This window comes from Prevotellamassilia timonensis (assembly GCF_021531665.1).
Classification (GTDB): Bacteria; Bacteroidota; Bacteroidia; order Bacteroidales; family Bacteroidaceae; genus Alloprevotella.
Map to the genome: position 1 here is coordinate 1 of NZ_JADYUH010000038.1, position 25,274 is coordinate 25,274.

The following is a 25,274-nucleotide window of genomic DNA, read 5'->3' on the forward strand; positions in this document are numbered from 1 at the left end:
ATAAGACCAAAACGGAAGCATCACAGCAGCGGCGCAGCCGCCATACTCTTCAAGGGGTTTTCTTGGTTTTTCTTTGCCCCTTTTTCTTTTTATCACTTTGTCTCTTCCTCTCTTCCTCTCTTCGTCTCTTTGCCTCTTCGACTCTTCGACTCTTAGTCTCTTAGTCTCTTTGTCTCTTAGTCTTTTTGTCTCTTCGTCTCTTAGTCTTTTTGTCTCTTAGTCTCTTAGTCCCTTAGTCCCTCTGCTTTGTGATTCGTTCCAAACGACCTAAAAGGCATTGATGATGTCAACCACCGTTGGAGCAAGGAGTGCCGTGAGGATGCCGTTGAGCGTGAGCCCCAGACTTGCGTAGGCTCCCACGAATCGGTCGTGGTCCATTGCCACAGAAGTACCAATGGCATGTGAAGCCGCGCCCATGGACAACCCAAGTGCCATGGGGTTGTGCACATGACCCACGGAGAGCGTTTTGAAACCGATGATGGCACCGAGAAGTCCGGTCACCACCACAATGGCTGCCGTGAGCGAAGGAATGCCACCCAACACCTGAGTCACTTCCATGGCTATGGGAGTCGTCACGGACTTGCTCGCCAGCGACATGATGACGGCATCAGAAGAACCAAACAACTTGGCAATGAACACCACGCTCACAATGCCCGCCACGCACCCCACCATCTGAGATGCCAAAATCGGTAAAAACTGGCGCTTGATGGAAGAGAGTTGTAAATAGAGCGGAACACCGAGTGCCACCACTGCGGGTTTCAACCAAAACTCAATCATTTTGGCACCTTCCTGATAGGTTTCATAAGGGATGTCCAGAAACAGCAAAAAGCCTATGATGAGGGCGATGGCAACCAAAATGGGATTCAAAAGTAACCACCCGAGACGACGCTGCAAAAGTTTGGCGGCATAGTACACGCCGAAGGTCAGGGCGAGCATGAAATACTCGTTGGTGATGATTGCTTTCATAGCTTAAGGGGTGTTCTAAAAATTAGGTTGAGTTGATTTCTTATTTCTTGGAACTGATTTTGTCACGCACTTTGTTCTCTCCCTTACTCACCACTTGGTGTGTGTGCCCCGTGATGATGAGCACGATGATGGTGCTCAGCAGGGTCGCCAAGGTAATCGGCACGATTTCGGCTTTTATCAAGTCAAAATAGAGCATGAGCGCCACACCGGGCGGCACAAAGAAAAAACCGAGATTGGCAATGAGGAAATCAGTGAGCCCGCGCACCCACTCAAGTTTTACCACCTTCAATTTCAACAAAAGAGTGAGCAAAAGCATGCCGATGATGCTCGCCGGAAGCTTCACACCGGTCAACCAAACTGTCAGCTCGCCAAGTGCCAGGCAACCAAACAGTATAAAACATTGTCTTATCATTATTTAGAGGTCGTTTGTTAGTTTCGTAATTCTCAAAAAATAACCCGCATCATCTTTGAAAATCTTTTCGATCCATATTTCCTCCCTCATCAGTCACATAGCTACGGCTATGCTCCTTCTTCGGGTGAAAATCTGACCTCGAAAATGTCATTCAAATCTGACGCAACTTATTATTTTCATATTACTAAGCCGTGCAAAATTACAAAATCCGGCGCAAACTCAGTGTCTTTAACCGACATTGATTCTCTGCAACGAAGCGTCTCCGGGAGAAAAGTATCGGAGTTGGTCAAGAGATATGCTCACGGCACCCGATGGAAAAGAAAAGACAAAACAACGTCTCACCACACCAACCATAACAGTCAAAAAAAGGACAACAGACGATGTTTGAAAACTATTTCTTCGCTTCCACTTTGTGAATCACCAACTTTGCACTAACTTTGCAACGATTTTTCAAAAAACAGCCCACAATGAAGCAAGTCTTTCTGACGCTTTGCGCTTTTTTCATCATCATGCTGCTTGGCAGTTCTTGTAACTCCTACACAAAACTGATGAAATCACAGAGCTATGAACAAAAATATGAAGCGGCAAAGCAATACTACGCACAAGGGAACTACAACTACGCCGCTACGCTCTGCACAGAAGTGCTCTCCGTGTTGAAAGGTACGGAATATGGCGAGGAGTCACTTTATCTCACCGGACTCTCTCACATGAGAGCACGCAACTATGACGCCGCAGCCACCGTGTTCCGTAAATATTATACCACCTACCCCAAAGGCAAGTTTTCCGAACAGGCACGATTCTACTGCGGAAAATCACTCTTCCAACTCACTCCCGAGCCGAAACTTGACCAGACCGACACCTACGAGGCGGTGACGGAGTTCCAAAACTTCATTGAAAACTATCCCGAAAGTTCACTCCGCCCGCAAGCGCAAGATCTCATCTTCGCACTGCAGGACAAGCTGGTTGAAAAGGAATATCTCTCCGCCAAACTTTACTATGACCTCGGAGACTACATCGGCAACGGAAGAGGCGGAAACTACGGAGCCTGCATCGTCACCGCAGAAAACGCCATTAAGGACTACCCCTACACCAAACGCCGCGAGGACTTCGCCATCCTCATCCTCAGAGCAAAATTCGCGCTCGCAGCCTTCAGCGTCGAAGCAAAAAAAGAGGAGCGATACCACAACGCCATTGACGAGTACTACGGCTTTGTCACTGAATATCCCGAATCAAAATATCTCAAAGAGGCTCAGAACCTCTTCAAAAAAGCAAAGAAATACGTCATCACCACACCGGAAGAATGACGCGGGCAGGCGACCGAACCACGCTACCACTGACTCCGAGGAAGCAACCTGCGACCAAGGAAAACCACCACAGCAAACAATCACAACAAAATATATTTCAGACATAAACATGGACTACAAGAAAAGTAAAGCTCCCACCAACACGGTGACTCACAACTTGATGGACTTCTGCAACGAGACAGGAAATATCTATGAAAGCGTGGTCATCATGTCCAAAAGAGCCAACCAGATTTCTCAGAAAATGAAAGAGGATCTGTCAAAAAAACTCAAGGAGTTCGCCTCTACCAACGACAACCTCGAAGAAACTTTTGAAAACAGAGAACAAATCGAAATTTCTCGCTACTATGAGAAGCTTCCCAAACCCTCTCTCATGGCTGCCGACGAGTTCCTGCATCACGACATCTATTTCCGTAACCCCGCCAAAGACAAGGAAAATCTTCACGACTAAGCATGATACAACGCATTCAAAGTGTATTTCTACTTTTCGCATTCATCGACGGATTGATTGTTCTCTTCGCCAAGGAACTCGTCTGCTTCACTCTTCCCAACGGTGCCACGTTCACACTGAGCAGCATGGGCTACGGTGAAGCGGCTGCACAAGCCAACGTGACCGGACTGCTCCCTTGGGGAATCTCCTTCTTCTCCGCAGCCATGGTCGTGATGGCAATCGTCACCTTCTTCGGCTATAAGAACCGAAAAAAACAGATGAAACAAGCCAACCTCGGCATCGCCGCGGCAGTGCTGTGGTATGTCGCTCTTGCTGCCTACACCTTCTCCATCGCACAGCACGTGGAAGGAACAACCTTCAATCTCTCGCTGAACTGCGTATCGCCGGCTTTGACTCTCTTCTTCTTCATCATGGCGAAAAACAGAATCCGCCACGATGAGCGTCTCGTCAGAGCTGCCGACCGCATTCGCTGAAAGCATAAGAAAGAGGGTGTTCCATCAATTTAGGACGAACTGACTTTTAAGTAATATGAGAATAATAAGTTGCGTCAGATTTGAATGACATTTTCGAGGTCAGATTTGCACCCGAAGAAGGAGCATAGCCGTAGTTATGTGACTGATGAGGGAGGAAATATGGACCGAAAAGATTTTCAAAGATGATGCAGGTTATTTTTTGAGGATTACTAAAGATGAACCTTTGTCTGTGGAGATAGGAGCATAGTTGGCTATGTGACTGACGAAAGTGACAAAAGGACGCGCTAAGAATCAAAATACAAATAAAGACTGTGCGACCAGAACGGAAGCACTTTCTTTTGAACGCTACTTATTCCATCATTCATAGAACACCCCTAAAACCTTCACACCATGTCCCTGAACAAAGTCATGCTCATTGGCAACGTGGGAGCCGACCCCGAAATCCGCTACATCGACGGCGGTGTCTGCACCGCTTCGCTCTCGCTCGCCACTTCCACCCCCTCCTACACCCTGCCGGGAGGAACCGTTGTGCCGGAAAGAACCGAATGGCACAGAATCCAACTCTGGAGAAGACTTGCCGAGGTGACAGAAAGATATGTCCACAAAGGCGACAAACTCTTCATTGAAGGACAGCTCCGCACTCGTTCCTACACCGACAAAAAAGGCATCACGCGCTACGTCACCGAGGTCTGGGCGGAGAATCTCGAAATGCTGACGCCAAAGTCGCAGTCCACCCAACAGGCACAACCTGCCGCACAACCTGCCGCACAACCTGCCGCACAACCTGCCGCACAACCTGCCACTCCCACAGCAGAAGAAGTACTCCCCTTCTGAACGTTTCGGAAAGCAACGGGAGAAAACGAAAAAGAAGTCAGCACAAAAATCATGTACGTCTCGGAACAGGACATTCTCAACCTGCCACGATTTGCAGAAAATGAAATCCCATCGGAATCCTGCGTTTTTGTTTGGCACACAAAGATGAACCTCGACGAACTTACGGACTTTTGCGACCAACACGTCAAAGACTTTGACATCACCACTGTCACTGAAGACAAACAGCGCTCCGGCAAACACTTGTTGGAGCGCTTGTCTGTGAGACTGATGCTGCACCTCGTACTGGGAAAATCACACGCTCTGACACACAAACCCAACGGCGCACCCACACTCTCTCCGAACACAATGGAAGTGAGTGTGTCGCACACACGAGAAACCTATGCGCTCATGTTCTCGCCCCACCCCTGCGGCATTGACATCGAACGCTGGACAGAACGCACCTTCCGGCTGCGCGAAAGATTCTTGCTCCCGGAAGAATGGGAACTGACGGAAACACTCACCAATGCCCTCCTCGCCTCCGCAGAACAAACGATGACACGGGAAACTGCACAGCAGAACGCTGCAACCCTGCTCTGGAGCGCAAAAGAAGCAGCGTTCAAAGCACTGAACGAAACAGCAGAGGTCGTCACCCTGACTGACATCCTCCTGAAAGCCAAGCCGGAAACGACGAACAAAGGACTACCACTCCTCCATGCCGCCGCCATCCGACAACCGGAGAAACAGGTGAAACTCATCTGCCAAGCCTTGGACTGCGTTTCACTGGTGCACACCGTCTGAACAAACAGCAGGAGGGTGTATCAAAATGCACATTTTTGGATTCACCCTCGAAGATGTGTCAGAATGGCTATTATGACACACCGCCCTTCCAAAAGGAATATATTCCACCCTCACTTGAAAACATAAACAACGATAATACAACAAACATTACGACATGATTACACTTTCCAACCTCGCCATCCAATTCGGGAAACGCATCCTCTACCAAGACGTGAACATGAAGTTCACAAACGGAAACATCTACGGTATCATCGGTGCGAACGGCGCAGGAAAATCCACTCTTCTGAGAGCCATCTCCGGAGAGTTGGAACCCACCAAAGGCAGCGTGGAAATGGGTCCCGGAGAACGACTCTCCGTCTTGAGCCAGGACCACTTCAAATTTGACGACCAGACCGTGCTCAACACCGTGCTCATGGGACACACCTCCATGTGGCAGGTCATGCAGGAGAGAAACGAACTCTACAATAAAGCCGACTTCACGGACGAAGACGGCATCAAAGTGGCAGAACTCGAAGACAAATTTGCTGAAATGGGAGGCTACACCGCCGAAAACGACGCCGCCACCCTGCTCAGCGGACTCGGGGTGAAGGAAAGTCTCCACGGAAAATACATGAAGGACCTCTCCGGTAAGGAGAAAGTGCGCGTCATGCTGGCACAAGCACTCTTCGGAGAACCTGACAACCTGCTCCTGGACGAACCGACCAACGACCTCGACCTCGAAACCGTGGAATGGTTGGAAGAATATCTCGGAAACTTTGAACACACCGTGCTCGTCGTCAGCCACGACCGTCACTTCCTCGACCAAGTCTGCACGCACACCGTGGACATTGACTTCGGCAAAGTGACACTCTTCTCCGGAAACTACTCTTTCTGGTATGAGTCTTCCCAACTTGCACTCCGTCAGGCACAGAACCAGAAGCAGAAAGCAGAGGAGAAGAAGAAGGAATTGGAAGAGTTCATCCGCCGCTTCTCTGCCAATGTGGCAAAAAGTCGTCAGACCACGAGCCGAAAGAAAATGCTCGAAAAACTCAACGTGGAAGAAATCAAACCCTCCACTCGAAAATATCCGGGCATCATCTTCCAAATTGACAGAGAGCCCGGCAACCAGATTCTGGAAGTGAGCGACCTCAAAGCAGTCACCGAAGACGGCGAAATCCTCTTTGACAACGTCAGTTTCACCGTGGAGAAAGACGAGAAGATTGTCTTCATCAGCCACGACCCACGTGCCATGACCGCACTCTTCGAAATCATCAACGAAAACACCAAACCTGCCAACGGAAGTTTCAAATGGGGCGTCACCATCACCACGGCTTACCTTCCCCTGGACAACACCTCCTTCTTCAACACAGACTTCCAAATGCTCGATTGGCTGAGTCAATGGGGGGAAGGCAACGACGTCTATTTCAAGTCCTTCCTCGGCAGAATGCTCTTCAAGGATGAGGACATCCTGAAGAAAGTGAATGTGCTCTCCGGAGGTGAAAAAATGCGTTTGATGATTGCTCGCATGCAACTCAAAAACGCCAACTGTCTGATTCTCGACACGCCGACAAACCACCTCGACATGGAAAGCATTCAGGCGTTTAACAACAACCTGAAACTCTACAAAGGTAACATTCTCTTCGCCAGCCACGACCACGAGTTCATCAACACCATCGCCAACCGCGTCATTGAACTGACACCGAATGGCACGATTGATAAACTCATGACCTACGAAGACTACATCCACGACCCGAAAATCAAGGAACTCAGAGAAAAAATGTATGGCGCATAAGGCAATTTGCCTGACGATGCGACAAATGGCATGATTTTTGCTCAAGAACTTTATGGGGTGTTCTAAAAATTAGGTTGAGTTGATTTTTGATTTCTTAGAGATGAACTTTTGTCAGTTGAGGAAGGAGCATAGCGGGCTATGTGACTGACGAAACTTACAAAAGGGCGCGCTAAGAAACGAAAAGCAACCAAAACATAAGCACTTTCTTTTGAACGTTCCTTATCCCGTAATTTTTAGAACACCCCTTATCTCAAAAAAGAAACAATCATGACAGAAAAAAAGAAAACCACTGAACACAACGAACCACTGAAAGACTCCGAAAAGGAGAACAAAATAAACGCCGAGAACGCTCCGGCGGAAAACGCCGCGCAAAGCGAAGAGCCAGAGGAAGAAAAAGATTCACAAGAAGAGTCTCCCGCCAGCGACGCCGAAAAATTGGCAGCCGCACAGGAGGAGATTCTCCAACTGAAGGACAAATATCTCCGCTCCGTCGCTGAATTTGACAACTATCGCAAACGCACGCTCAAAGAAAAGACAGAACTGATTCTCAACGGCGGAGAGAAAGTGCTCGTGGCACTGCTCCCCATCCTCGATGACCTGGAGCGCGCCCAAGAGAACATGGAAAAGTCTTCCGACCTTGACACGCTGAAAGAGGGCGTTAACCTCATCATCGACAAACTGAACAAGACCCTCGCCACACAGGGACTCAAGCAAATGGAAACTGCCAACGAGGTCTTCGACACGGACTTCCACGAAGCGGTTGCCATGATTCCTGCCCCCAAAGAAGAGGACAAAAACAAAATCATTGACTGCATCCAAAAAGGCTATCTGCTCAACGAAAAAGTGATTAGACACGCCAAAGTGGTTGTCGGACAGTAAGCATTAATCGTATATATAACACATAAGGTATATAGGAGACTCAAAACATGGCAGAGGAGAAAGACTATTACAAAATCTTGGGAGTGGAGCGAAACGCAACCGCCGACGAGATTAAACGTGCCTATAAAAAAGTCGCCATCAAATATCACCCCGACCGAAATCCCGGAGACAAAGAGGCTGAAGAGAAATTCAAACTCGCAGCCGAAGCCTACGATGTGCTGCGCGACCCGGACAAACGTGCCCGCTACGACCAGTTCGGAGCGGAGGGACTGAACGGAGCAGGCTTCGGAGGAGGCTTCAACGCCGGAGGAATGGACCTCAACGACATCTTCCGAAACTTCGGCGACATCTTCTCCGAGTTTGGTTTCGGAGGCTTTGGTGGAGGCGGAAGACACTCCGGCGGACCGAGAAAGTTCAAAGGCGCAGACATGCGAATGAAAATCCGACTGAACCTCTCGGAAATTGCCAACGGCGCAACCAAAAAGTTCAAGGTGAAAAAAAGCATCACCTGTCCTGACTGTCACGGAAACGGATGTCAGTCCGGTCACCAACCGGAGACTTGTTCAAAATGCCACGGCGCAGGCTACGTGATGCAAACGCAAAGAAGCATCTTCGGAATGGTGCAGACTCAGGCACCCTGTCCGGACTGCCACGGTGAAGGCGTCGTCATCAAACACAAGTGTGCCAAATGTCACGGTGAAGGAATCGTGCAAGGAGAAGACATCGTGGAAATCAACATCCCCGCCGGCGTCCAAGAAGGAATGGTGCTGAACGTCCAAGGAAAAGGAAACGCCGCACCTCACGCAGGAATCCCGGGAGACATTCAGGTCATCATCCAGGAAGAACCGCACCCGGAACTCATCCGCGACGAAAACGACCTGATTTACAACCTCCTCCTCACCCTGCCTCAAGCCGTCCTCGGCGACACCGTGGAAGTGCCCACCATTGACGGAAAGGCAAGAATCAAAATCGAACCGGGAACACAGCCGGGAACCGCACTCCGACTCAGAGGCAAAGGACTGCCCAGCGTGCAAGGCTATGGCTACGGGAAAGGGGACATCGTCGTGAACATCAGCGTCTATATCCCGGAAAAACTTTCTTCTGAGCAAAAAAGGCACATTGAAGCACTCAAAGAGACCTCGGAAGTCAAACCTAACGAAGGAGTCAAATCCAAAATCTTCAAATCGTTCCGAAACTATTTCAACAGATGACGGACGCAACGGAGACGGATTCTTCACTGACAAATAAACAAGAGTTTGCGCCCGCATCAAACACTTATCAAAGTGTGAATGCCGCGCAAACTCTTTTTTCTGAAAAATAGGACTCAGAAAACACGCTCCCAAATGACCTACTCGGAAACCATTGACTATCTCTTCAACGCTGCACCACTCTTCCAACAAATCGGCGGAAAAGCCTATAAACCGGGACTGCAAACCACACTCACGCTGGACGAACACTTCGGGCATCCGCACAAAAAATTCCGAACCATCCACATCGCCGGAACCAACGGGAAAGGAAGTTGCGCCCACACGCTCGCTGCCATTCTGCAACTCCACGGCTACAAAGTCGGACTCTACACTTCTCCACATCTCATTGACTTCCGAGAAAGAATCCGAGTGAACGGAGAAATGATTCCGGAGAACTACGTAGTCGATTTCGTGGAGCAAGAAAGACCTTTCTTCGAACCGCTTCATCCCTCCTTCTTTGAAATCACCACAGCACTGGCGTTCAAATTCTTTGCCGACAGCCAAGTGGAGGTGGCAGTGATTGAAACGGGACTGGGCGGCAGATTGGACTGCACGAACATCATCCTCCCCGAACTTTCAATCATCACCAACATCAGCCTTGACCACACGCAGTTTTTGGGACACACGCTCGCTGAAATTGCCACCGAAAAAGCGGGCATCATCAAAAACAACACACCGGTTGTCGTGGGAGAAACAACACCTGAGACTCGACCTGTCTTCCGGCAAGCCGCCGAAGCCGCCCACGCACCCATCGTTTTTGCAGAGGACACTCCGCAGATTCTCTCCTACTCGACCGACCTGCTCCACGGACAGACCTACGTCACCAAGGACTACGGTACTTTCTCCGGCGCTCTCATGGGAGCATGTCAGGTGCTCAACACGAACACTCTGCTCCACGCACTCCACCTTCTCACTCCGCTCTTCGGACTGAAGAAAGAACTGATTCTGAAAGGCTTCCGGGAAGTATGTTTGCTGACCGGACTGAGAGGTCGCTGGCAAGTGCTACAAGAAAAACCGCTTGTCGTTTGTGATGCCGGACACAACTCCGGCGGTTGGGAGCATCTTTCTCGTCAGCTGCAAGAACTGACCGAACGCTTCGGACGGCTCTTTGTGGTCTTCGGCATGGCGGAGGACAAGGACATTGAAACGGTTTTGACACAACTTCCGAAACACGCGCACTATTTCTTCACACAAGCATCTGTGCGCCGCGCCTGCCCCGCCGAACGGCTCTCAGAGCTGGGCAAAGCCCACGGGCTGAAAGGAGAAACGAAACCTTCCGTCCGAGAGGCCTACGATGCCGCACTCCAAGCCGCCGAAGAGAATGACTGCATCTATGTCGGCGGAAGTTGTTTCGTCGTGGCTGACCTTCTAAGCCGCTCGAAATGAATGAACTTCGTCAGAAATGTTTCATAATCCGTTCAGGCGCGTTTTAAAATTTTGGTTGTAAGCGTAAGCACTTTCCTTTGAACACTCCTTATTCCGTAATTGATAGAACACCTCTTTAGTTTCCCACACGCATATGCCCCATCCGTTTTCTCTTCTCCGCCACCTATTTTTCTCTCTACTTTTGCTCTTCCCCTTTGGTGAACTGCAAGCACAAACTGACTCTTTGAGGCAGGTGGGAGTCAGCATCATCAAAAACTTCTTTGACACCTACACCGCCAAAGACTACAGACCCTATAATCCCATGAAATCTGAATCCGTCGAAGCCGACACGCTCCGACAGGTTTGGCGCGTGGTGGTGAACGAGTCGTTTGCCTCGCAGAAACTGACACCGGAAGTGCTGAGAAGCATCCGAAAGTCTGTGAAAAACCTGCTCCCCTTGGAGATGAAGGATTGGGAACTTGAACTGCTCTCGAACAAAGGGAAACGTCTGGAAGACTTGATTCCGAACGAACTGCGCGATGGAAAGAAAGACGAAAGCCGTCTCTGGAACAAAACAGACCACACGGGACGACCCTGGGTGCAAAATGTCTCCCGACCCTACAAAATCTCCCGCGGTCTGGACGGACGCCACCTCTTCATCTGGCCCAGTCACGGCATATATTATAAAGAAGGAATATGGAAGTGGCAGCGCCCGGCGCTCTACTGCTCTCGCGAAGACCTGCTGACGCAGTCTTTTGTCTATCCTTTCCTTTTCCCCATGCTGGAAAATGCTGGTGCCGTGGTGGGTTGTCCGCGAGAAAGGGACATCCAACCGCTCATGACACTGGTTGACAACGATGCCTCGGCGGGAGTGAACGGAAAATACCGTGAGACCTCTGCCCGACACGCCACAGCGTGGAAAACGCCCGAAGAAGTCAAAGGTTTCAAAGCACCGGAAGCGGAGATGACAGACACTGTGTTTCCTTTCTCCGAAGGCACCTGCCGCATGGCACAAACGCAGTCCGACACGGAAGACGTCTCCCGAGTGGAATGGATTCCCAACATCCCGGAGGCGGGGAAATATGCGGTTTACGTGTCCTACTCTTCTCTTCCTCAAAGCGTTGACGATGCACACTACTCTGTTTTCCATCGCGGAGGCAGAACGGACTTCCTCGTGAACCAGCAAATGGGCGGCGGCACTTGGACCTATCTCGGTACCTTTGACTTCGCCCCCGGCACGAGTGAGCAAGGAAAAGTCGTGCTGACGAACGAGAGCAGACACCGGGGCGTGGTGACGGCGGATGCCGTGCGCTTCGGCGGAGGAATGAGCCAACACGTCAGAGGGGGAGCAGCCACAACTTCCTGCAAACCACGCTTTCTTGAAGCAGCACGCTATCACAACGCATTCTCCGGCATTCCGAACTCCTTGGTGAATACGTCCGAGGGGACTAATGACTATGCCGATGACCTTCGCACCCGAGGCAGATCTTTGAACTTTTTGAGCGGAAGCAGTGCCTTCCAACCCGGAATCGACGGTGCTGGCATTCCGTTTGAACTCTCACTGGCTCTCCACACCGATGCGGGAGTCAGAAATGATTTGTCGGTCTATGGCTCTCTCAGCATCAGCACCACAACCTGCCCGGACGGCACGGAATTCTTCCCCTCCGGCGTCTCACGAATGGCATCGCTGGACTTCTCGACACTCCTGCTGAACAACCTGTCGGAAGACCTGACCAAGAAGTTTGGCGTGAATTGGACACGACGCGAGAGCTGGGACAGAAACTATGCCGAGACACGCATTCCCGACGTTCCCTCCGCCATCCTTGAACTGCTCTCTCACCAGAACTTCACCGACATGCGCTACGCCCACGACCCGCACTTCAAATTCTGGGCGGCACGCTCCATCTACAAAACCATTCTGCGCACTGTCGCCGCCATGCACGGCAAACACAACAGCGTCATCCAACCCCTGCCGCCACAACAGTTCAGCGCACTCTTCTCTCCCAACGAGGAGGAAATCATCTTGAACTGGCAACCGCAACCGGACGAGGAAGAACCATCTGCCATGCCGCAGGCTTACGTGCTCTACACCTCCGTCAACGGCAGCGGATTTGACAACGGAAAAAACATCGGACACGCCACGGAGTATCGCTTCACCCCCGAAGCGGACAAACTCTATGCCTTCCGTGTGACGGCTGTGAACGAGGGCGGCGAGAGCTTTCCTTCCGAAACTCTGACAGCCTACAAATCTCCGAAACCCGGCGCACCACGTGTTCTCCTCGTCAACAACTTTACGCGTCTCAGTGGTCCAAAATATGTTCAAAACACTGACAGTCTGGGATTTTTGTTAGACAAGGACTATGGTGTGCCTTATCTCTACAACACTTCCTTCTGCGGCAGACAGCAGAACTTCTCGCCTCACCTTTCCGTCCACTCCAACGCGGGAGAATCCGGAGACGAGCTGATTGGAATGGTCTTCGGCGGCAACACTTTTGACTATCCTCTTCGCCATGCCGCCTACGTTCTCGGGGAGGGAAATCGCTACAAAGAATTTTCCTTCTGCTCCACTTCGACAGATGCTTTTTGCCGACTCCATTCTCTTTCGGACTATCGGGTGATTGATTGGATTTGCGGACAGCAACACGACTCCCCGCAAAACTTGGTGCCTGCCCCCATTTTCAATGAGAAAACAGAAGCGAAGCTTTCGAGTTACCTCGCCGGCGGCGGCAGCCTCCTGCTGAGCGGGAACTATTTGGGACGCGATGCCTCACAGAACGAGGTGCACCGCGAATTTGCAGAAAACAAACTTAAATATGTGCCGGGCGGAACACTCCCGACAGACAGCCTTTCCTCCATCCAAGGGCTTGGCACAGAGTTTCATCTCCGCCAAGTGCCTGACAGAAACCACTACAAACCGCAGTCGCTCGACATCCTCAACCCCGCGGGGGAAGGCACATTCACACCGTTGATTTACAACAACGGACGCTCCGCTGCCATCGCCCACAAGCCTCGCAGCGGCGGACAGGTGGTGGCATTGGGTTTCCCCATCGAAGCTGTGGCGACGGACAAAGAAAAGTCCCTGCTCCTCCGTTCGCTCATCCACTTCTTGGCGCAACCCTGAGAGACCCACACTCCATGCTGCGCCCACTTTCTTTTAAAGACTCTTTAGTAATATGAAAATAATAAGTTGCGTCAGATTTGAATGACATTTTCGAGGTCAGATTTTCACCCGAAGAAGGAGCATAGCCGTAGCTATGTGACTGATGAGGGAGGAAATATGGACCGAAAAGATTTTCAAAGATGATGCAGGTTATTTTTTGAGGATTACTTAGTCCATTGTCGAGTAATTCGCAATATGCGTCCTGCTGAATTTGCCATGTCTTGTGCGCTTTGAGTCCGGCTTTGAATGCTCCGGGGTTCTCCACGAATTTAATTTTTGCTCCACCTCCGCCATGAACGTATGGAGGTTGCTGTCTGTGGCGAGGTCGTATCCTTTGACTTTCCAATAGTCGAGGGTACTCTGTATCTTGCCGTAGGCTTCTTGCAGTTCAGCGAGGCTGAATGTGTTATACCACCCATGCACGTCCGAGATAAGGTCTGCAAGGGCTTTCTCCTTGTCGCACAGCTGCTTCTCCGCCCACCGTTGCTTGATGGCGGCTATTTCCTGCGAAGTCCGGGCTGCGTGTCGTGCCGCAGTTTTCTACAAAAACGAAAAACGTGCGTTGAGTTCCTCCTGCTTCAACGCTGACAACCCGGTCAGGCACTCCTTGGGGAGAAGTCCATTCTTGACGGATTCTTCGATATTGGCGATTCTCCGGGCGTTCCATGCCTGCTGAATCTTGGCGGCATCGCGCTTGGCATGACGCTTGATTGCGATTTTCTGCAGTGTCTTCTTGTTTATTCCGAAGAATTTAGTAACCTTTGCATCAGCATTGGCAACAATGTTAGGTTCTACCCCTTTTTCAAGGGTTGAGCCCCGACTCCGGAAGGCTGACACATTGTGGAAGTCTTCTGGTTTTATTTTAAGGGGTGTTCTATAAATTACGGGATAAAGAACGTTCAAAAGAAAGTGCTTACGTTTTGGTCGCTTTTTGTTTCTTAGCGCGCCCTTTTGTAAGTTTCGTCAGTCACATAGCCCGCTATGCTCCTTCCTTAACTGACAAAAGTTCATCTCTAAGAAATCAAAAATCAACTCAACCTAATTTTTAGAACACCCCTTAAATCCCAAAAGTGAAAAATGCAGATAATGTAAAAAAGTCTGTCTCGCATTCACCCTCAAACGCTTCGTTTTGTGCCGTGCAAAACGAAGCGTTTTTATGTGCTTTTACCATCTCAAGACAAGTATTTTTGTACTTTTGCAGCATGAGCACCTTGGAAAAGTGTACGTTTTGTGGCAAAAAATACCTTGGAAAAGTGTATGAAATGTAGCAAAAATACCTTGGAAAAGTGTATGAAATACGGCAAAAACACCTTGGAAAAGTGTATCAATAAATTTATTTATACTAAGTAATAAACAAATATGATTAGTCGAAAGATAGATAAAGCGATTACTAATCACTTCAAAACCAACAAGTCAGCCTTACTTCTCACGGGAGCAAGACAGACTGGGAAAACTTACGCCATAAGAAAATACGCAAACAACCACAAGCTCAATCTCATTGAGATAAATTTTCTCGAGGACACAACCGCAAAAAAGATATTCCACGGTGCAAAGGATGCAAAAGATGTTCTCTTGCGCATCTCTGCACATACAAGACAGAAAACCTCAGATGCCAATACCCTCATTTTCTTTGACGAGGTTCAACAATGCCCGGAGGTCATCACTTGGATAAAATTCCTCGTTGATGAGGGAAGTTGCAAATACGCCTTGTCGGGAAGCCTGTTGGGTGTGGAATTAAAGGACATTAGAAGTGTGCCTGTTGGATATATGACCATCAAAGAAGTGTGTCCTCTTGACCTCATGGAATTTTCTATGGCATTAGGGCTTTCTGAGGAGGTTTTGGGTTCGTTGCGTGAGTGTTGGGAGAAACAAAAAACTGTAGATGCTGTGGTACATGAATCCATGTTAAGACTTGTGCGACTGTACCTTGTTGTAGGAGGAATGCCGGCAGCTGTACAAGCATACATAGATTCCAACGACTTAAATGTGGTGGAAGAAAAACAACAGGAAATACTCACGCTCTATCGCTGGGACATCAGTCAATACGACTTAGACAACAAACTGAAAATCCGTGAGATGTTCGACCTCATTCCGTCAGAATTGGATGCAAAGAATAAGCGGTTCATCTTGAAGAATCTCAACGAACATGCACGCTTCTCAAAATATGAAGACAGTGTGCTGTGGCTGAAAGATGCCGGTGTTGCACTACCAACCTATAACGTCAAAGAACCGACAGTCCCTCTAAAACTGAATGAACAACGAAACCTCTTTAAACTATTTCAAAACGACATAGGTCTGCTTGCATGTCAGTATGCTTCAGGAATACAGATGAAAATCTTGAATGATGAGATTTCTGTAAATTATGGAGCAATATACGAAAATTTCGTAGCACAAGAACTGGTAGCACATGGATTTGGCGGCAATGAACATTGTATCTACTACTACAACAACAAACGTCAAGGGGAACTTGACTTCGTTATCGAACAAGACGGAGCAACTGTTCCAATAGAGGTCAAATCGGGGAAAGACTACGACAGACACAATGCACTAAGCAATGTGATGACCAATCCCGACTATGCAATTGAAAAGGCATACGTCTTGTGCAATGGAAATCTTGTCACTCGAGATAATATCATCTATGTCCCCATCTACATGACGATGTTCATTGATAAAAAGCATTTAGAAAAGAAACAAATCTTCCGAATTGACATGACAGCATTGAAACAAAAGTAAAGAATGCGAGTCAATGACTGAACATGAATGGAGAGGAAAAAGCATAGGTTATAATCCCCACTGATTTTCTACTGAGCCGTTCAAAGCGGAACGAACCGTGTACATTCCAAAGAAAGGCGATGAAACCGAAGTTTCATCGCCTTTCCTTTTGAGCCTCTTGTCGGATTCGAACCAACGACCCCGAGATTACAAATCACGTGCTCTGGCCAACTGAGCTAAAGAGGCGGGTGGGTAAGCTCTCTGTATCGCATCGCTACAACCGTCTACCTTTGCTGCGGTCAAGCCCTGGAGGATTTGATGGGAGCTGACCGTACAGCACTTACCCGTTTTGCGGTGCAAAAGTACGAACTCTTGCCTTAACCACCAAACTTTCCTTGTCTTTTTTTCGTTTTCGCCACGTCCTTTTGTCTCTTTTCACCACTTCCCCGCCTGTTTCCTTCTAAAAACAAGCTCTTTCCAACCAAAAACAAACCTTCTTTCTGCCAACGATGACCTTCTGCTTACAAAAAGCATATTTTAAGTAAAAGATAACTTTCTTCCTGCCATATTTTAGGCACAAGAAGCATACGTTTTTCCATCTCCCATCCTTAAATTCTACCATTTTGTGCGTAATTACTTGCCGAAAAGAGAAATTAGACACAGCAAAATCCTTAAAAAGTGATAAGCCGCAAGAAAAAAACACTGACAGCGAGAACAACTAAAGTCCTTTTGTCTCAACTTTGCAGCAGAAACATCGGTGAAAGGATGCATCCCACTCACCATTTACTCGTAACCCTCAAACACCCGAGACTATGAAACGACTATTCCTCCTCTGCATCATCTGCACTTTCTGCACAGTCCAAGGTTTTTCTATGAGCTACGCAGAGGCACGTGAGAACGCCTACTTCCTCACTGACAAGATGGCATACGAACTTGACCTCACTCCACAACAGTATGACGTGGTCTATTCCATCAATCTTGACTACTTCATGTCGCTGAGACCGACCTCCAATCTCCGCGGAACGTACTGGAGATATCGTGAGCAAGACCTGCGCTATGTGCTCTTTGACTGGCAGTACAGTCTCTACCGCACGCTGGACTATTTCCTCTACCCTGTGAGATGGATTTACGGTTCATGGTACTATCCCGTCACCGTAGTTTATCGCACCGGCTATTACTACTACGGTCATCCCGGACCCTACTACACCTACGGAGGACATCACTGGAAAGAACGCGGACGCTATCCCAATGGTCGCTACTACGGCGTCAGCATCGCTCGAGGCGAAGGGATGAGAAGCAGATATGACGCCTCCTACCATCGCGGCGGACGTCCCGCACCGCCTCCCGGACATGCCGGTTCACATAACAACCACGGAAAACCGAACGGTTCACATGACAACCACGGCATACGCCCCGGACATGACAACCACGGAAAACCGAACGGTTCACATGACAACCACGGAACTCGCCCCGGACATGACAACCACGGAAAACCGAACGGTTCACATGACAACCACGGAGCTCGTCCCGGAAACGACAACCACGGAACTCGTCCCGGAAACGACAACCACGGAACTCGTCCCGGACACGACAACCACGGAACTCGTCCCGGAAACGACAACAACGGAACTCGTCCCGGAAACGACAACAACGGCAGCCGCCCCAGCTCCTCCACTCGTCCCTCTTCCGGTAGCTCGAATCCGACCATCTCGGGCGGAACATATCGCCCCGGTCGCGGTTCCTCCACCACGGGTAACTCCGGTTCTTCCCGCTCAAGCAGTAAGTGGAGCACGAGCACACGCCCAACGAATGTTTCCACCGGCAGCAGCACCCGCCCCACTTCGGGCAGCAGCACCCGCCCCTCCTCGGGCAGCAGCACACGCCCCTCCTCCACCGGCTCATTCCGCGGCGGACGAAGCAGCAGCACCCGCCCCTCCTCGGGCAGCAGCACTCGCCCCTCCTCCACCGGTTCATTCCGCAGCGGACGCAGCAGTAGCGTGAAATCAAGCAGCTCCTCACGCTCCTCCGCTGGAAGCCGAAGTAGTTCTTTCAGAAGTTCCGTTCGCAGTGGCAGATGAGCACATCACTCCTTGCACTGACACGTTGTTGAACACTCCTTATCCTATAATTTATAGAATACCCCCTTAATTATAGTGTCTTTATATAGTCATCAAAAATCATTTCATGCTTTATTAGAAGGTGTGTCTAAATGTTCATTCTGACACACCTTCTTTTCATACAACCTCAAAAAAAATTGCCAAAGCCGAAAACATTATGAAACAATACTTTGAGAACAGGAAATAAAAACACATGAAACAGATAGGCAATATGAAACTATACTCCTTAGAGGAGGTTACAGATGAACTGATTGGTCCGAAAGGAAGCCTGGAAAGAGAAAAATTTGACAGGCAAGTGGAAGAATCTCTACACACCTATCGGATTGGGGAAGCTATCAAAAAAGAACGCTCAGACAAAACCTCACACAGGACGAATTAGGTGAAAGAATTGGAGTGCAGAAAGCACAGATCTCTCGAATGGAAAGAGGATATAGTATATGGGTGTTCTATAAATTACGGGATAAGGAACGTTCAAAAGAAAGTGCTTACGTTTTCAACCTAATTTTTAGAACACCCCTATAAGCATTCCCACCATGAGTAGAGTCTTCAAAGCACTGGGAATCAACACTGCCACACTTGACTTGGGCACCTGTGGAAAAGTGGCGCTTTGGTGATTTCAATTCACGTGATGAAAAAAAAGCTTAATCTTTTTTGAACACGAATCTCACGAATGAAACGAAACGTTTTATCCCTTGCTATCCACTAAATTCAGAACAGATATCAAAACAGCGCGGGGCACTCAAAGGAGGTGCTCCGCGCGTAACATTTCTGCATAAACTGCTGCTTTTTTCTCTAATTTCAGAGGGTATGCCCGACTACTGCTCGGCATGCGCCACAATCTGACCGCTCTGCCATCCGAGAGGACTGCGGACACATGATGACCGACCGCCGGCGGCTCCACGCCGAACTGCTGACAAAGAGTCTCTGATGCTTTTTGCCCCGTGGTGACAACCGCTTGACAAAGAGGAATCTGCATCAGCAATGCCTTGACATCCGTGGGTTTCTCAATCTCCAGGAACTTGTCTGCGGCATTGCCTTGCAAACGACGAACTCGCGAGGCGGTGTCGTAGAGTGCCACGCCCTTCTCTCTCAAGAAAGCTTCCAAACGCACTTGGTCGAAACGCTTTCCGTCCGCAGTCAGGAAGTGATCTTTGTTCTCAAAGAAAATCCAACCGAAGATGCGCCACATGTCGTTTTGCAAATTGGGATAGAAGAAATCCATGGACCAACGTGCCTTCGGCGGCGGAAAACTGCCCAACATCAGCACGCGGCTTTCGTCGGGCAGGAAAGGTTCAAGAGGATGATTTTCAACGGTTATCTCCACCACGTCATCACTTGTTTGCAGCCAAATATTTTTCTGCTTCCATGGCAGCCTTGCAACCGGAAGCGGCTGCGGCGATGGCTTGGCGATAGAGCGGGTCAGCGACATCACCGGCGGCGAAAACGCCCGGCACGTCTGTGCAAGGTGTCTGCCCCTTCGTGAGAATGTAGCCCGTTTCGTACGTCTTCAACCACTGCGTGAAGAGGTCGCTGTTGGGCTTGTGTCCAATGGCGAGGAAGAAACCGTCGATGGGAAGGTCGTAGCGGCGCTCGTCCGGTTCACCTTTCCGATGCACGAGATGTGCACCTTCCACGCCTTCTTCGCCGTAGAGTCCGAGCGTGTTGGTTTCAAAGAGTACTTCAATCTTGGGGTTGTCAAAGACACGCTGCTGCATGGCTTTGGAGGCACGGAGGAAGGGTTTGCGAACGATGAGATATACTTTCTGAGCGAGTCCGGCAAGATAGGAGGCTTCCTCGCAGGCGGTGTCGCCGCCGCCGACCACCGCCACCGTCTTCTTGCGATAGAAGAAACCGTCGCAGGTGGCACAGGCACTGACGCCGATGCCTTGATATTTCTTTTCGTCGTCCAAGCCGAGATATTTTGCGGTAGCACCGGTGGCGATAATGAGGGTGAGACACTCCTCGCAACTGCCGTCGTCAAACCACACTTTGTAGGGCGAGGCAGAGAGATCTGCCTTGACTGCGATGTGACTTTCAATGCGTGCTCCGAAGCGCAGTGCCTGCTGACGCATGTTCTCCATGAGTTCGTTGGCATCGATGCCCTCGGGGAAGCCGGGGAAATTCTCCACTTCGGTGGTGATGGTCAATTGTCCTCCGGGCTGAATGCCTTCATAAATCACAGGGTTCAGTCCGGCGCGACCGGCATAAATGGCAGCGGTATATCCGGCGGGGCCGGAACCGAGAATCAAACAAGAAATCATATTATTTAGGGAGACTAAAAGACTAAGAGACTAAAAGACTAAGAGACTAAAAGACTAAGAGACTAAAAGACTAAGAGACTAAAAGACTAAGAGACTAAAAGACTAAAAGACTAAGAGACTAAAAGACTAAAAGACTAAGAGACTAAAAGACTAAGAGACTAAGAGACTAAGAGACTAAGAGACTAAAAGACTAAAAGACTAAAAGACTAAGAGACTAAGAGACTAAGAGACTAAGAGACTAAGAGACAGGAAGTCATTTATTTAAACATTAATGCTCATAAATTGTTTCATAAATAACTCGTTAATAATTCATTAACGACTCATTGAAAAGCAATTAATGAAACATCAATGAATCAACTCTTGGCAATGAACGGAGAGAAAAATTTATGGAGAGAGGAATTATCTCAAGTCAATTACCTCAATGCCGGGATGGTCTTTGGTGTTGAACTTAAAGGTTGAATCGTTGAAGTTTCGTTTGGTTTTCAAACCGGAAACACGGATGCGCACCCATTCACCTTTATGGTCTTTCATGCGGATGGAGAGGGGCATATGGCTGGTTTTGTCGAGCGTGACGATGAGCACTTGAATGCGGTTGGAAGAGGATTGAGCCTGCATTCTGACTTCATCAACGCTTTTTCCCTGATAGACAGAGTTGTTGAGCGTCAGATTAAATCCTTTCTTGTAGAGATTGATGAAGGTGTAGGGGTTAATCTGCTGAAGTTCCACCTCCGAGGGCGTACTGACATTGACCTCGTCGGAACCGTGAAGCAGCGTCCACTGGGTCGTGCCGTCAAACCAAGTGGTGAGGGCGGACGAAGTGATTTTGAACTTATTGCCCTGAAAACAGATTTGTCCGTGGGTCGTTCCATTTTCCTGCACGCCTTTGAACTGTGTGGCTTCAAAAGCTGCCTCAATGCCTCCGGCACTTTTGATTTTGGAAGCTGTTCGGTCGAGCACTTGTCGTGCTGTCTGAGCCATGCCGCTCATGGTCATGAACCCGGCTGCAAAAAGGGTGAGGAGAATGTGTTTTATTTTCATAGTACACAGATTTTACTTTTCAAATTGATTTTGTTCTCTTATGCTGTGCTGCAAAACCACGTTTTGCATGCGTCCCACAGCATGTCAGCCGCAAAATTAGAAAAAAAAGCGAGACTAAAGGTCTAAATCACCTGTTTTGTGAACAAAAAGCCACATTAAGGGGTGTTCTATAAATTACGGGATAAGGAACGTTCAAAAGAAAGTGCTTACGTTTTGGTCGGTTTTTTAGCGTGCCCTTTTGTAAGTTTCGTCAGTCACATAGCCCGTTGGCAAGTGAGCGGAGCGACACTTGTGCGGTTCACATCCCCTTCAGCGAGGCGATTTTGCTGTCAAGTTCGATTTCGTCGGCGATAAGTACTTCGCGGGGTTTGGAACCGCGGATGGGACCCACGATACCGGCGCGTTCGAGTTGGTCCATGAGACGACCGGCGCGATTGTAGCCAATGGAGAACTTTCTCTGAATGAGGGAAGTGGAACCTTGCTGATGCACGACAATGAGACGGGCGGCTTCCTCAAACATGGGGTCCAGTGAGTCGGTGTCAAGAGAGACGTTGCCTCCGGCATCGGCATCAATTTCGGGCTCGGGAAGTTCAAAGGCGGAAAGATAGCCTTGCTGCTCGCAAACATGCCCCACGATTTCCTCCACCTCGGGCGTATCGACAAAAGCACACTGCACACGGATGGGAGTGGCGGTGCCGAGATAGAGCATGTCTCCCTTACCGACAAGTTGTTGTGCCCCACCCTGGTCAAGGATGGTGCGGCTGTCGATTTGCGATGTCACCTTGAAGGCGATGCGGGCGGGGAAGTTGGCTTTAATCGTACCCGTGATGATGTTGGTGGTCGGGCGCTGCGTGGCGATAATCATGTGCATGCCCACGGCACGAGCCAGCTGGGCGATGCGGGCGATGGGGAGTTCCACTTCTTTTCCCGCGGTCATGATGAGGTCGCCGAACTCGTCAATGATGATGACGATGTAGGGCATGAACTCGTGTCCGTTCTCGGGATTGAGTTGTCGCGCCTTGAACTTGGCGTTATATTCTTTGATGTTTCTCACCTTCGCCTTTTTGAGCAGGTCGTAGCGGTGGTCCATCAGTTGGCAGAGACTCTTGAGCGTCTGCACGACTTTGGTGACGTCGGTGATGATGGGGTCCTCTGCTTCGTCCGGAATTTTGGCGAGGAAATGGTTTTCGATGGGGGCGTAGATGGAGAACTCCACTTTCTTCGGATCGACCATGACGAACTTCAACTCGGCGGGGTGCTTTTTGTAGAGCAGGGAGGTGATGATGGCATTGAGTCCGACCGACTTACCCATACCGGTGGCACCTGCCACGAGGAGGTGGGGTGCTTTGGCAAGATCGACCATGAAGACTTCGTTGGTGATGGTTTTTCCGAGTGCGATGGGGAGTTCGAACGTGGAATCTTGGAACTTTTTCGTGTTGATGATGCTTTCCATGGACACGATTTGAGGTTTCTTGTTGGGGACCTCAATACCAATCGTGCCTTTTCCGGGAATCGGCGCAATGATGCGAATGCCGATGGCGGAAAGGGAAAGAGCGATGTCATCTTCGAGGCTGCGGATTCGGTTGATGCGCACGCCCGGCGCGGGTGTCACTTCGTAGAGCGTGATGGTCGGACCGATGGTGGCTTTGATCTGGGTGATTTCAACGCCGAAGTTTTTCAGCACCTCAATGATGCGGTTTTTGTTGGCGTTTTGTTCTTCCATGTCGATGCCATTTCCGGCTTCGTCATAGTGTTTCAAAAGACTGATTGTGGGATACTTATAGTTCTCGAGGTCTTTCCTTGGGTCGTAGGGTTCCATCTCCGCCACGTCTTCGACGGTTTTTCCTTCTGCCTTGTCGTTTTCCGACAGGGGCGTGATGGTGATGCCGGGTTCATCAGACTTACCCTCTTCATCAAGGACTGCCTCTTCATGGAGAGGGAGCTCTTCCTGTTCAGTGTCTTCACCCTCCGGATGGATGGAGAGGTCAATGGTGACGGTACTGCGCCCCATCTCATCGTCTGTTCCCAAAAGTACTTTCTCTTCCTCGGCTTCATCCTCTTCTCCGTTCTGCTCAACGTCAGTCTCGTGTTCCGCCGTCTCTTCGTCGCGTTTGCGTTTGAAGGGGTTGTGCATGGCATCCTGCGGATGGAGCAGCCGACGCACAATCTGCATGGTTTCGGAAGTGATATACATTAAATAGAAGACGGCAACGGCGAGCACAATTATCCAAGCACCTGCCGTTCCGAGCAAGCTGGAAAGATAGACGGCAATGAAGTCGCCGTGTCCGCCGCCGAGACGGAAGCTGAAATGGTTGATGATGGCATCAGGAAGGAACTTACAAGACAAGCTAAAAGTCACTGAAAACCAAATCATCAAGATAGAGAAGTTCAAGAACCACTTCCACAGTCTGACCTTGTATGCCCCCATCAGTTTCACGCTCCACATGAGGAAGAAAAGGGGAATAAAGAAGGAGACAAGACCGAAGCAACTGTCCATGAAATAGTCTGAGACATAAGCCCCAAGGATGCCGCCATAGTTGGCAGCCTCGGTGAGGTTCCCTGCCTGCACGCCGCTCTGGTCCTTCGTACCGGTGAAGATGTTGGAAACGAAGGAAAGCAGCATGAAGAAACTGATGGCGAGCATCAAGAAGCCGACGAGGAACTTCACGGTGTCGCCTTTCAAATATTCTTTGAGATTGAACTGCGCGATGCGTTGTTTGAAACTGAGGGGCGCGGGGGTCGTCCCCTTGTTTCGGGTGGTTTTCTTGGCTCGCGGAGAGGTCTTTTTTGCCATGGAATACGCTGGAATATAATAAAAAGAAGCGATGAAGGGATAATCTACAAAAGGAAAGAGGGAGAACGAAGGGCAAATCCATCGTGTTCTCTCACATAAGGGCACAAAATGCAGCGCAAAATTAAGAAAAAAACTACGAACCGCGCAGGTTTCACGCAGCAAACAATTCTTTTTTGAACACGGGTTGGGCGGCTGAAATGATCAGAGCTTGCTCTGGAGATTTTCAGACGGCACAGCATCAAAGGCTCGTCAGACCCGTTTGCATCAAGCGCAAGGGGGTTCTTGGTCTTTTATTGAAACCATTCATGCGTATTGATGCAGAAAAGAAACGGAGGAAACAACGGAGAAAAGAAATGTAGGGTTTCGCACACACATCGCTTACATTATTATATATACGTAAATAAAAGGGGAAAACAAAAAACTATACAAACTATACACAAAACCCTACAAAAACCCTACATCTCTCTGATTTTCTGCATATTGCAAAATGCATAGTTTGTGCTGCAAACTATACACAAACTATACACAAACCTTACACTGCAACTATACACAACCATCAAACCACAACTATACGCAAAACAAAAAACTACACCAACGCGTTAAAACCCTACACAAAACCCTACATACTTTTTAGAACACGAAGCGCGCGAAATGTTCAGAATTTAATGAGACATTTAATGAGACAATTAATGGGCATTAATGGAGAAACATTTCTT

General features: G+C 49.3%; 20 protein-coding genes, 1 tRNA gene and 1 pseudogene. 13 read left to right on the forward strand and 9 right to left on the reverse strand.

What is annotated here, in order from left to right:
- Positions 1–267: 267 nt before the first annotated feature.
- A complete protein-coding gene (locus tag I6E40_RS07220) occupies positions 268–966 on the reverse strand; it encodes an LrgB family protein (RefSeq protein ID WP_235386369.1) in 699 nt (232 codons plus the stop codon).
- 40 nt (positions 967–1,006) lie between these two features.
- Positions 1,007–1,378, reverse strand: a complete 372-nt coding sequence (locus I6E40_RS07225; RefSeq protein WP_235386370.1) for a CidA/LrgA family protein — start codon at positions 1,376–1,378, stop codon at positions 1,007–1,009.
- A 467-nt stretch (positions 1,379–1,845) separates the two neighbouring features.
- Here I6E40_RS07225 and I6E40_RS07230 point away from each other — a divergent pair, with 467 nt between their 5' ends.
- The 10 genes from I6E40_RS07230 to I6E40_RS07275 all read left to right on the forward strand — a co-directional run bounded on the left by I6E40_RS07230 (position 1,846) and on the right by I6E40_RS07275 (position 13,597).
- Positions 1,846–2,682 (forward strand): outer membrane protein assembly factor BamD, encoded by an 837-nt coding sequence (locus I6E40_RS07230; protein ID WP_235386371.1) that lies wholly within the window; start codon positions 1,846–1,848, stop codon positions 2,680–2,682.
- 109 nt (positions 2,683–2,791) lie between these two features.
- Entirely contained in the window at positions 2,792–3,130 is a 339-nt protein-coding gene (locus tag I6E40_RS07235) for a DNA-directed RNA polymerase subunit omega (protein ID WP_235386372.1), read from the forward strand.
- Between the two features lie 2 nt (positions 3,131–3,132).
- Positions 3,133–3,603 (forward strand): DUF4293 domain-containing protein, encoded by a 471-nt coding sequence (locus I6E40_RS07240; protein WP_235386373.1) that lies wholly within the window; start codon positions 3,133–3,135, stop codon positions 3,601–3,603.
- 390 nt (positions 3,604–3,993) lie between these two features.
- Positions 3,994–4,437 (forward strand): single-stranded DNA-binding protein, encoded by a 444-nt coding sequence (locus I6E40_RS07245; RefSeq protein WP_235386374.1) that lies wholly within the window; start codon positions 3,994–3,996, stop codon positions 4,435–4,437.
- A 51-nt stretch (positions 4,438–4,488) separates the two neighbouring features.
- Entirely contained in the window at positions 4,489–5,214 is a 726-nt protein-coding gene (locus tag I6E40_RS07250) for a 4'-phosphopantetheinyl transferase family protein (RefSeq protein WP_235386375.1), read from the forward strand.
- A gap of 154 nt (positions 5,215–5,368) precedes the next feature.
- Entirely contained in the window at positions 5,369–6,985 is a 1,617-nt protein-coding gene (locus I6E40_RS07255) for an ABC-F family ATP-binding cassette domain-containing protein (protein WP_235386376.1), read from the forward strand.
- 267 nt (positions 6,986–7,252) lie between these two features.
- On the forward strand, positions 7,253–7,864 hold the full coding sequence (locus tag I6E40_RS07260) for a nucleotide exchange factor GrpE (protein ID WP_235386377.1): 612 nt from the start codon (positions 7,253–7,255) through the stop codon (positions 7,862–7,864).
- Positions 7,865–7,911: 47 nt separating this feature from the next.
- Positions 7,912–9,075 carry a molecular chaperone DnaJ gene (dnaJ, locus tag I6E40_RS07265; protein WP_235386378.1) on the forward strand — a complete coding sequence of 388 codons (1,164 nt, stop codon included), beginning with the start codon at positions 7,912–7,914 and terminating at the stop codon, positions 9,073–9,075.
- A gap of 132 nt (positions 9,076–9,207) precedes the next feature.
- Positions 9,208–10,497 (forward strand): bifunctional folylpolyglutamate synthase/dihydrofolate synthase, encoded by a 1,290-nt coding sequence (locus tag I6E40_RS07270; RefSeq protein ID WP_235386379.1) that lies wholly within the window; start codon positions 9,208–9,210, stop codon positions 10,495–10,497.
- Positions 10,498–10,678: 181 nt separating this feature from the next.
- Complete coding sequence (locus I6E40_RS07275; RefSeq protein ID WP_235386380.1) at positions 10,679–13,597, forward strand: hypothetical protein; 2,919 nt, start codon at positions 10,679–10,681, stop codon at positions 13,595–13,597.
- On the opposite strand, the gene I6E40_RS07280 is transcribed toward I6E40_RS07275, so the two are convergent.
- Together I6E40_RS07280 and I6E40_RS07285 are read right to left on the reverse strand one after the other, a co-directional pair.
- Positions 13,572–13,901: a hypothetical protein gene (locus tag I6E40_RS07280; RefSeq protein WP_235386381.1), complete on the reverse strand. Its 330-nt coding sequence runs from the start codon at positions 13,899–13,901 to the stop codon at positions 13,572–13,574. The genes I6E40_RS07275 and I6E40_RS07280 overlap by 26 nt on opposite strands.
- A 275-nt stretch (positions 13,902–14,176) precedes the next feature.
- Positions 14,177–14,539 (reverse strand): hypothetical protein, encoded by a 363-nt coding sequence (locus I6E40_RS07285; protein ID WP_235386382.1) that lies wholly within the window; start codon positions 14,537–14,539, stop codon positions 14,177–14,179.
- A gap of 456 nt (positions 14,540–14,995) precedes the next feature.
- Here I6E40_RS07285 and I6E40_RS07290 point away from each other — a divergent pair, with 456 nt between their 5' ends.
- On the forward strand, positions 14,996–16,369 hold the full coding sequence (locus I6E40_RS07290) for an ATP-binding protein (RefSeq protein WP_235386383.1): 1,374 nt from the start codon (positions 14,996–14,998) through the stop codon (positions 16,367–16,369).
- Positions 16,370–16,520: 151 nt separating this feature from the next.
- Here the strand turns inward: I6E40_RS07290 and I6E40_RS07295 are convergent.
- Positions 16,521–16,594 (reverse strand) — tRNA-Thr (locus tag I6E40_RS07295).
- Positions 16,595–17,160: 566 nt separating this feature from the next.
- Here I6E40_RS07295 and I6E40_RS07300 point away from each other — a divergent pair.
- Entirely contained in the window at positions 17,161–18,426 is a 1,266-nt protein-coding gene (locus tag I6E40_RS07300) for a hypothetical protein (protein WP_235386384.1), read from the forward strand.
- Between the two features lie 232 nt (positions 18,427–18,658).
- A pseudogene (locus I6E40_RS11090) lies at positions 18,659–19,079 on the forward strand (helix-turn-helix domain-containing protein).
- Positions 19,080–19,204: 125 nt separating this feature from the next.
- Here I6E40_RS11090 and I6E40_RS07310 read toward each other — a convergent pair.
- The 4 genes from I6E40_RS07310 to I6E40_RS07325 all read right to left on the reverse strand — a co-directional run bounded on the left by I6E40_RS07310 (position 19,205) and on the right by I6E40_RS07325 (position 24,558).
- Positions 19,205–19,789, reverse strand: a complete 585-nt coding sequence (locus I6E40_RS07310; RefSeq protein ID WP_235386388.1) for a uracil-DNA glycosylase family protein — start codon at positions 19,787–19,789, stop codon at positions 19,205–19,207.
- Positions 19,790–19,796: 7 nt separating this feature from the next.
- The gene (gene trxB, locus I6E40_RS07315; protein WP_235386385.1) at positions 19,797–20,726 is read right to left on the reverse strand and encodes a thioredoxin-disulfide reductase; all 930 of its coding nucleotides are present in this window, start codon (positions 20,724–20,726) and stop codon (positions 19,797–19,799) included.
- Positions 20,727–21,125: 399 nt separating this feature from the next.
- Positions 21,126–21,764, reverse strand: coding sequence for a LolA-like putative outer membrane lipoprotein chaperone (locus I6E40_RS07320; protein ID WP_235386386.1), 639 nt, complete (start codon positions 21,762–21,764; stop codon positions 21,126–21,128).
- 298 nt (positions 21,765–22,062) lie between these two features.
- Positions 22,063–24,558: a DNA translocase FtsK gene (locus I6E40_RS07325; protein ID WP_235386387.1), complete on the reverse strand. Its 2,496-nt coding sequence runs from the start codon at positions 24,556–24,558 to the stop codon at positions 22,063–22,065.
- Positions 24,559–25,274: the final 716 nt, after the last annotated feature.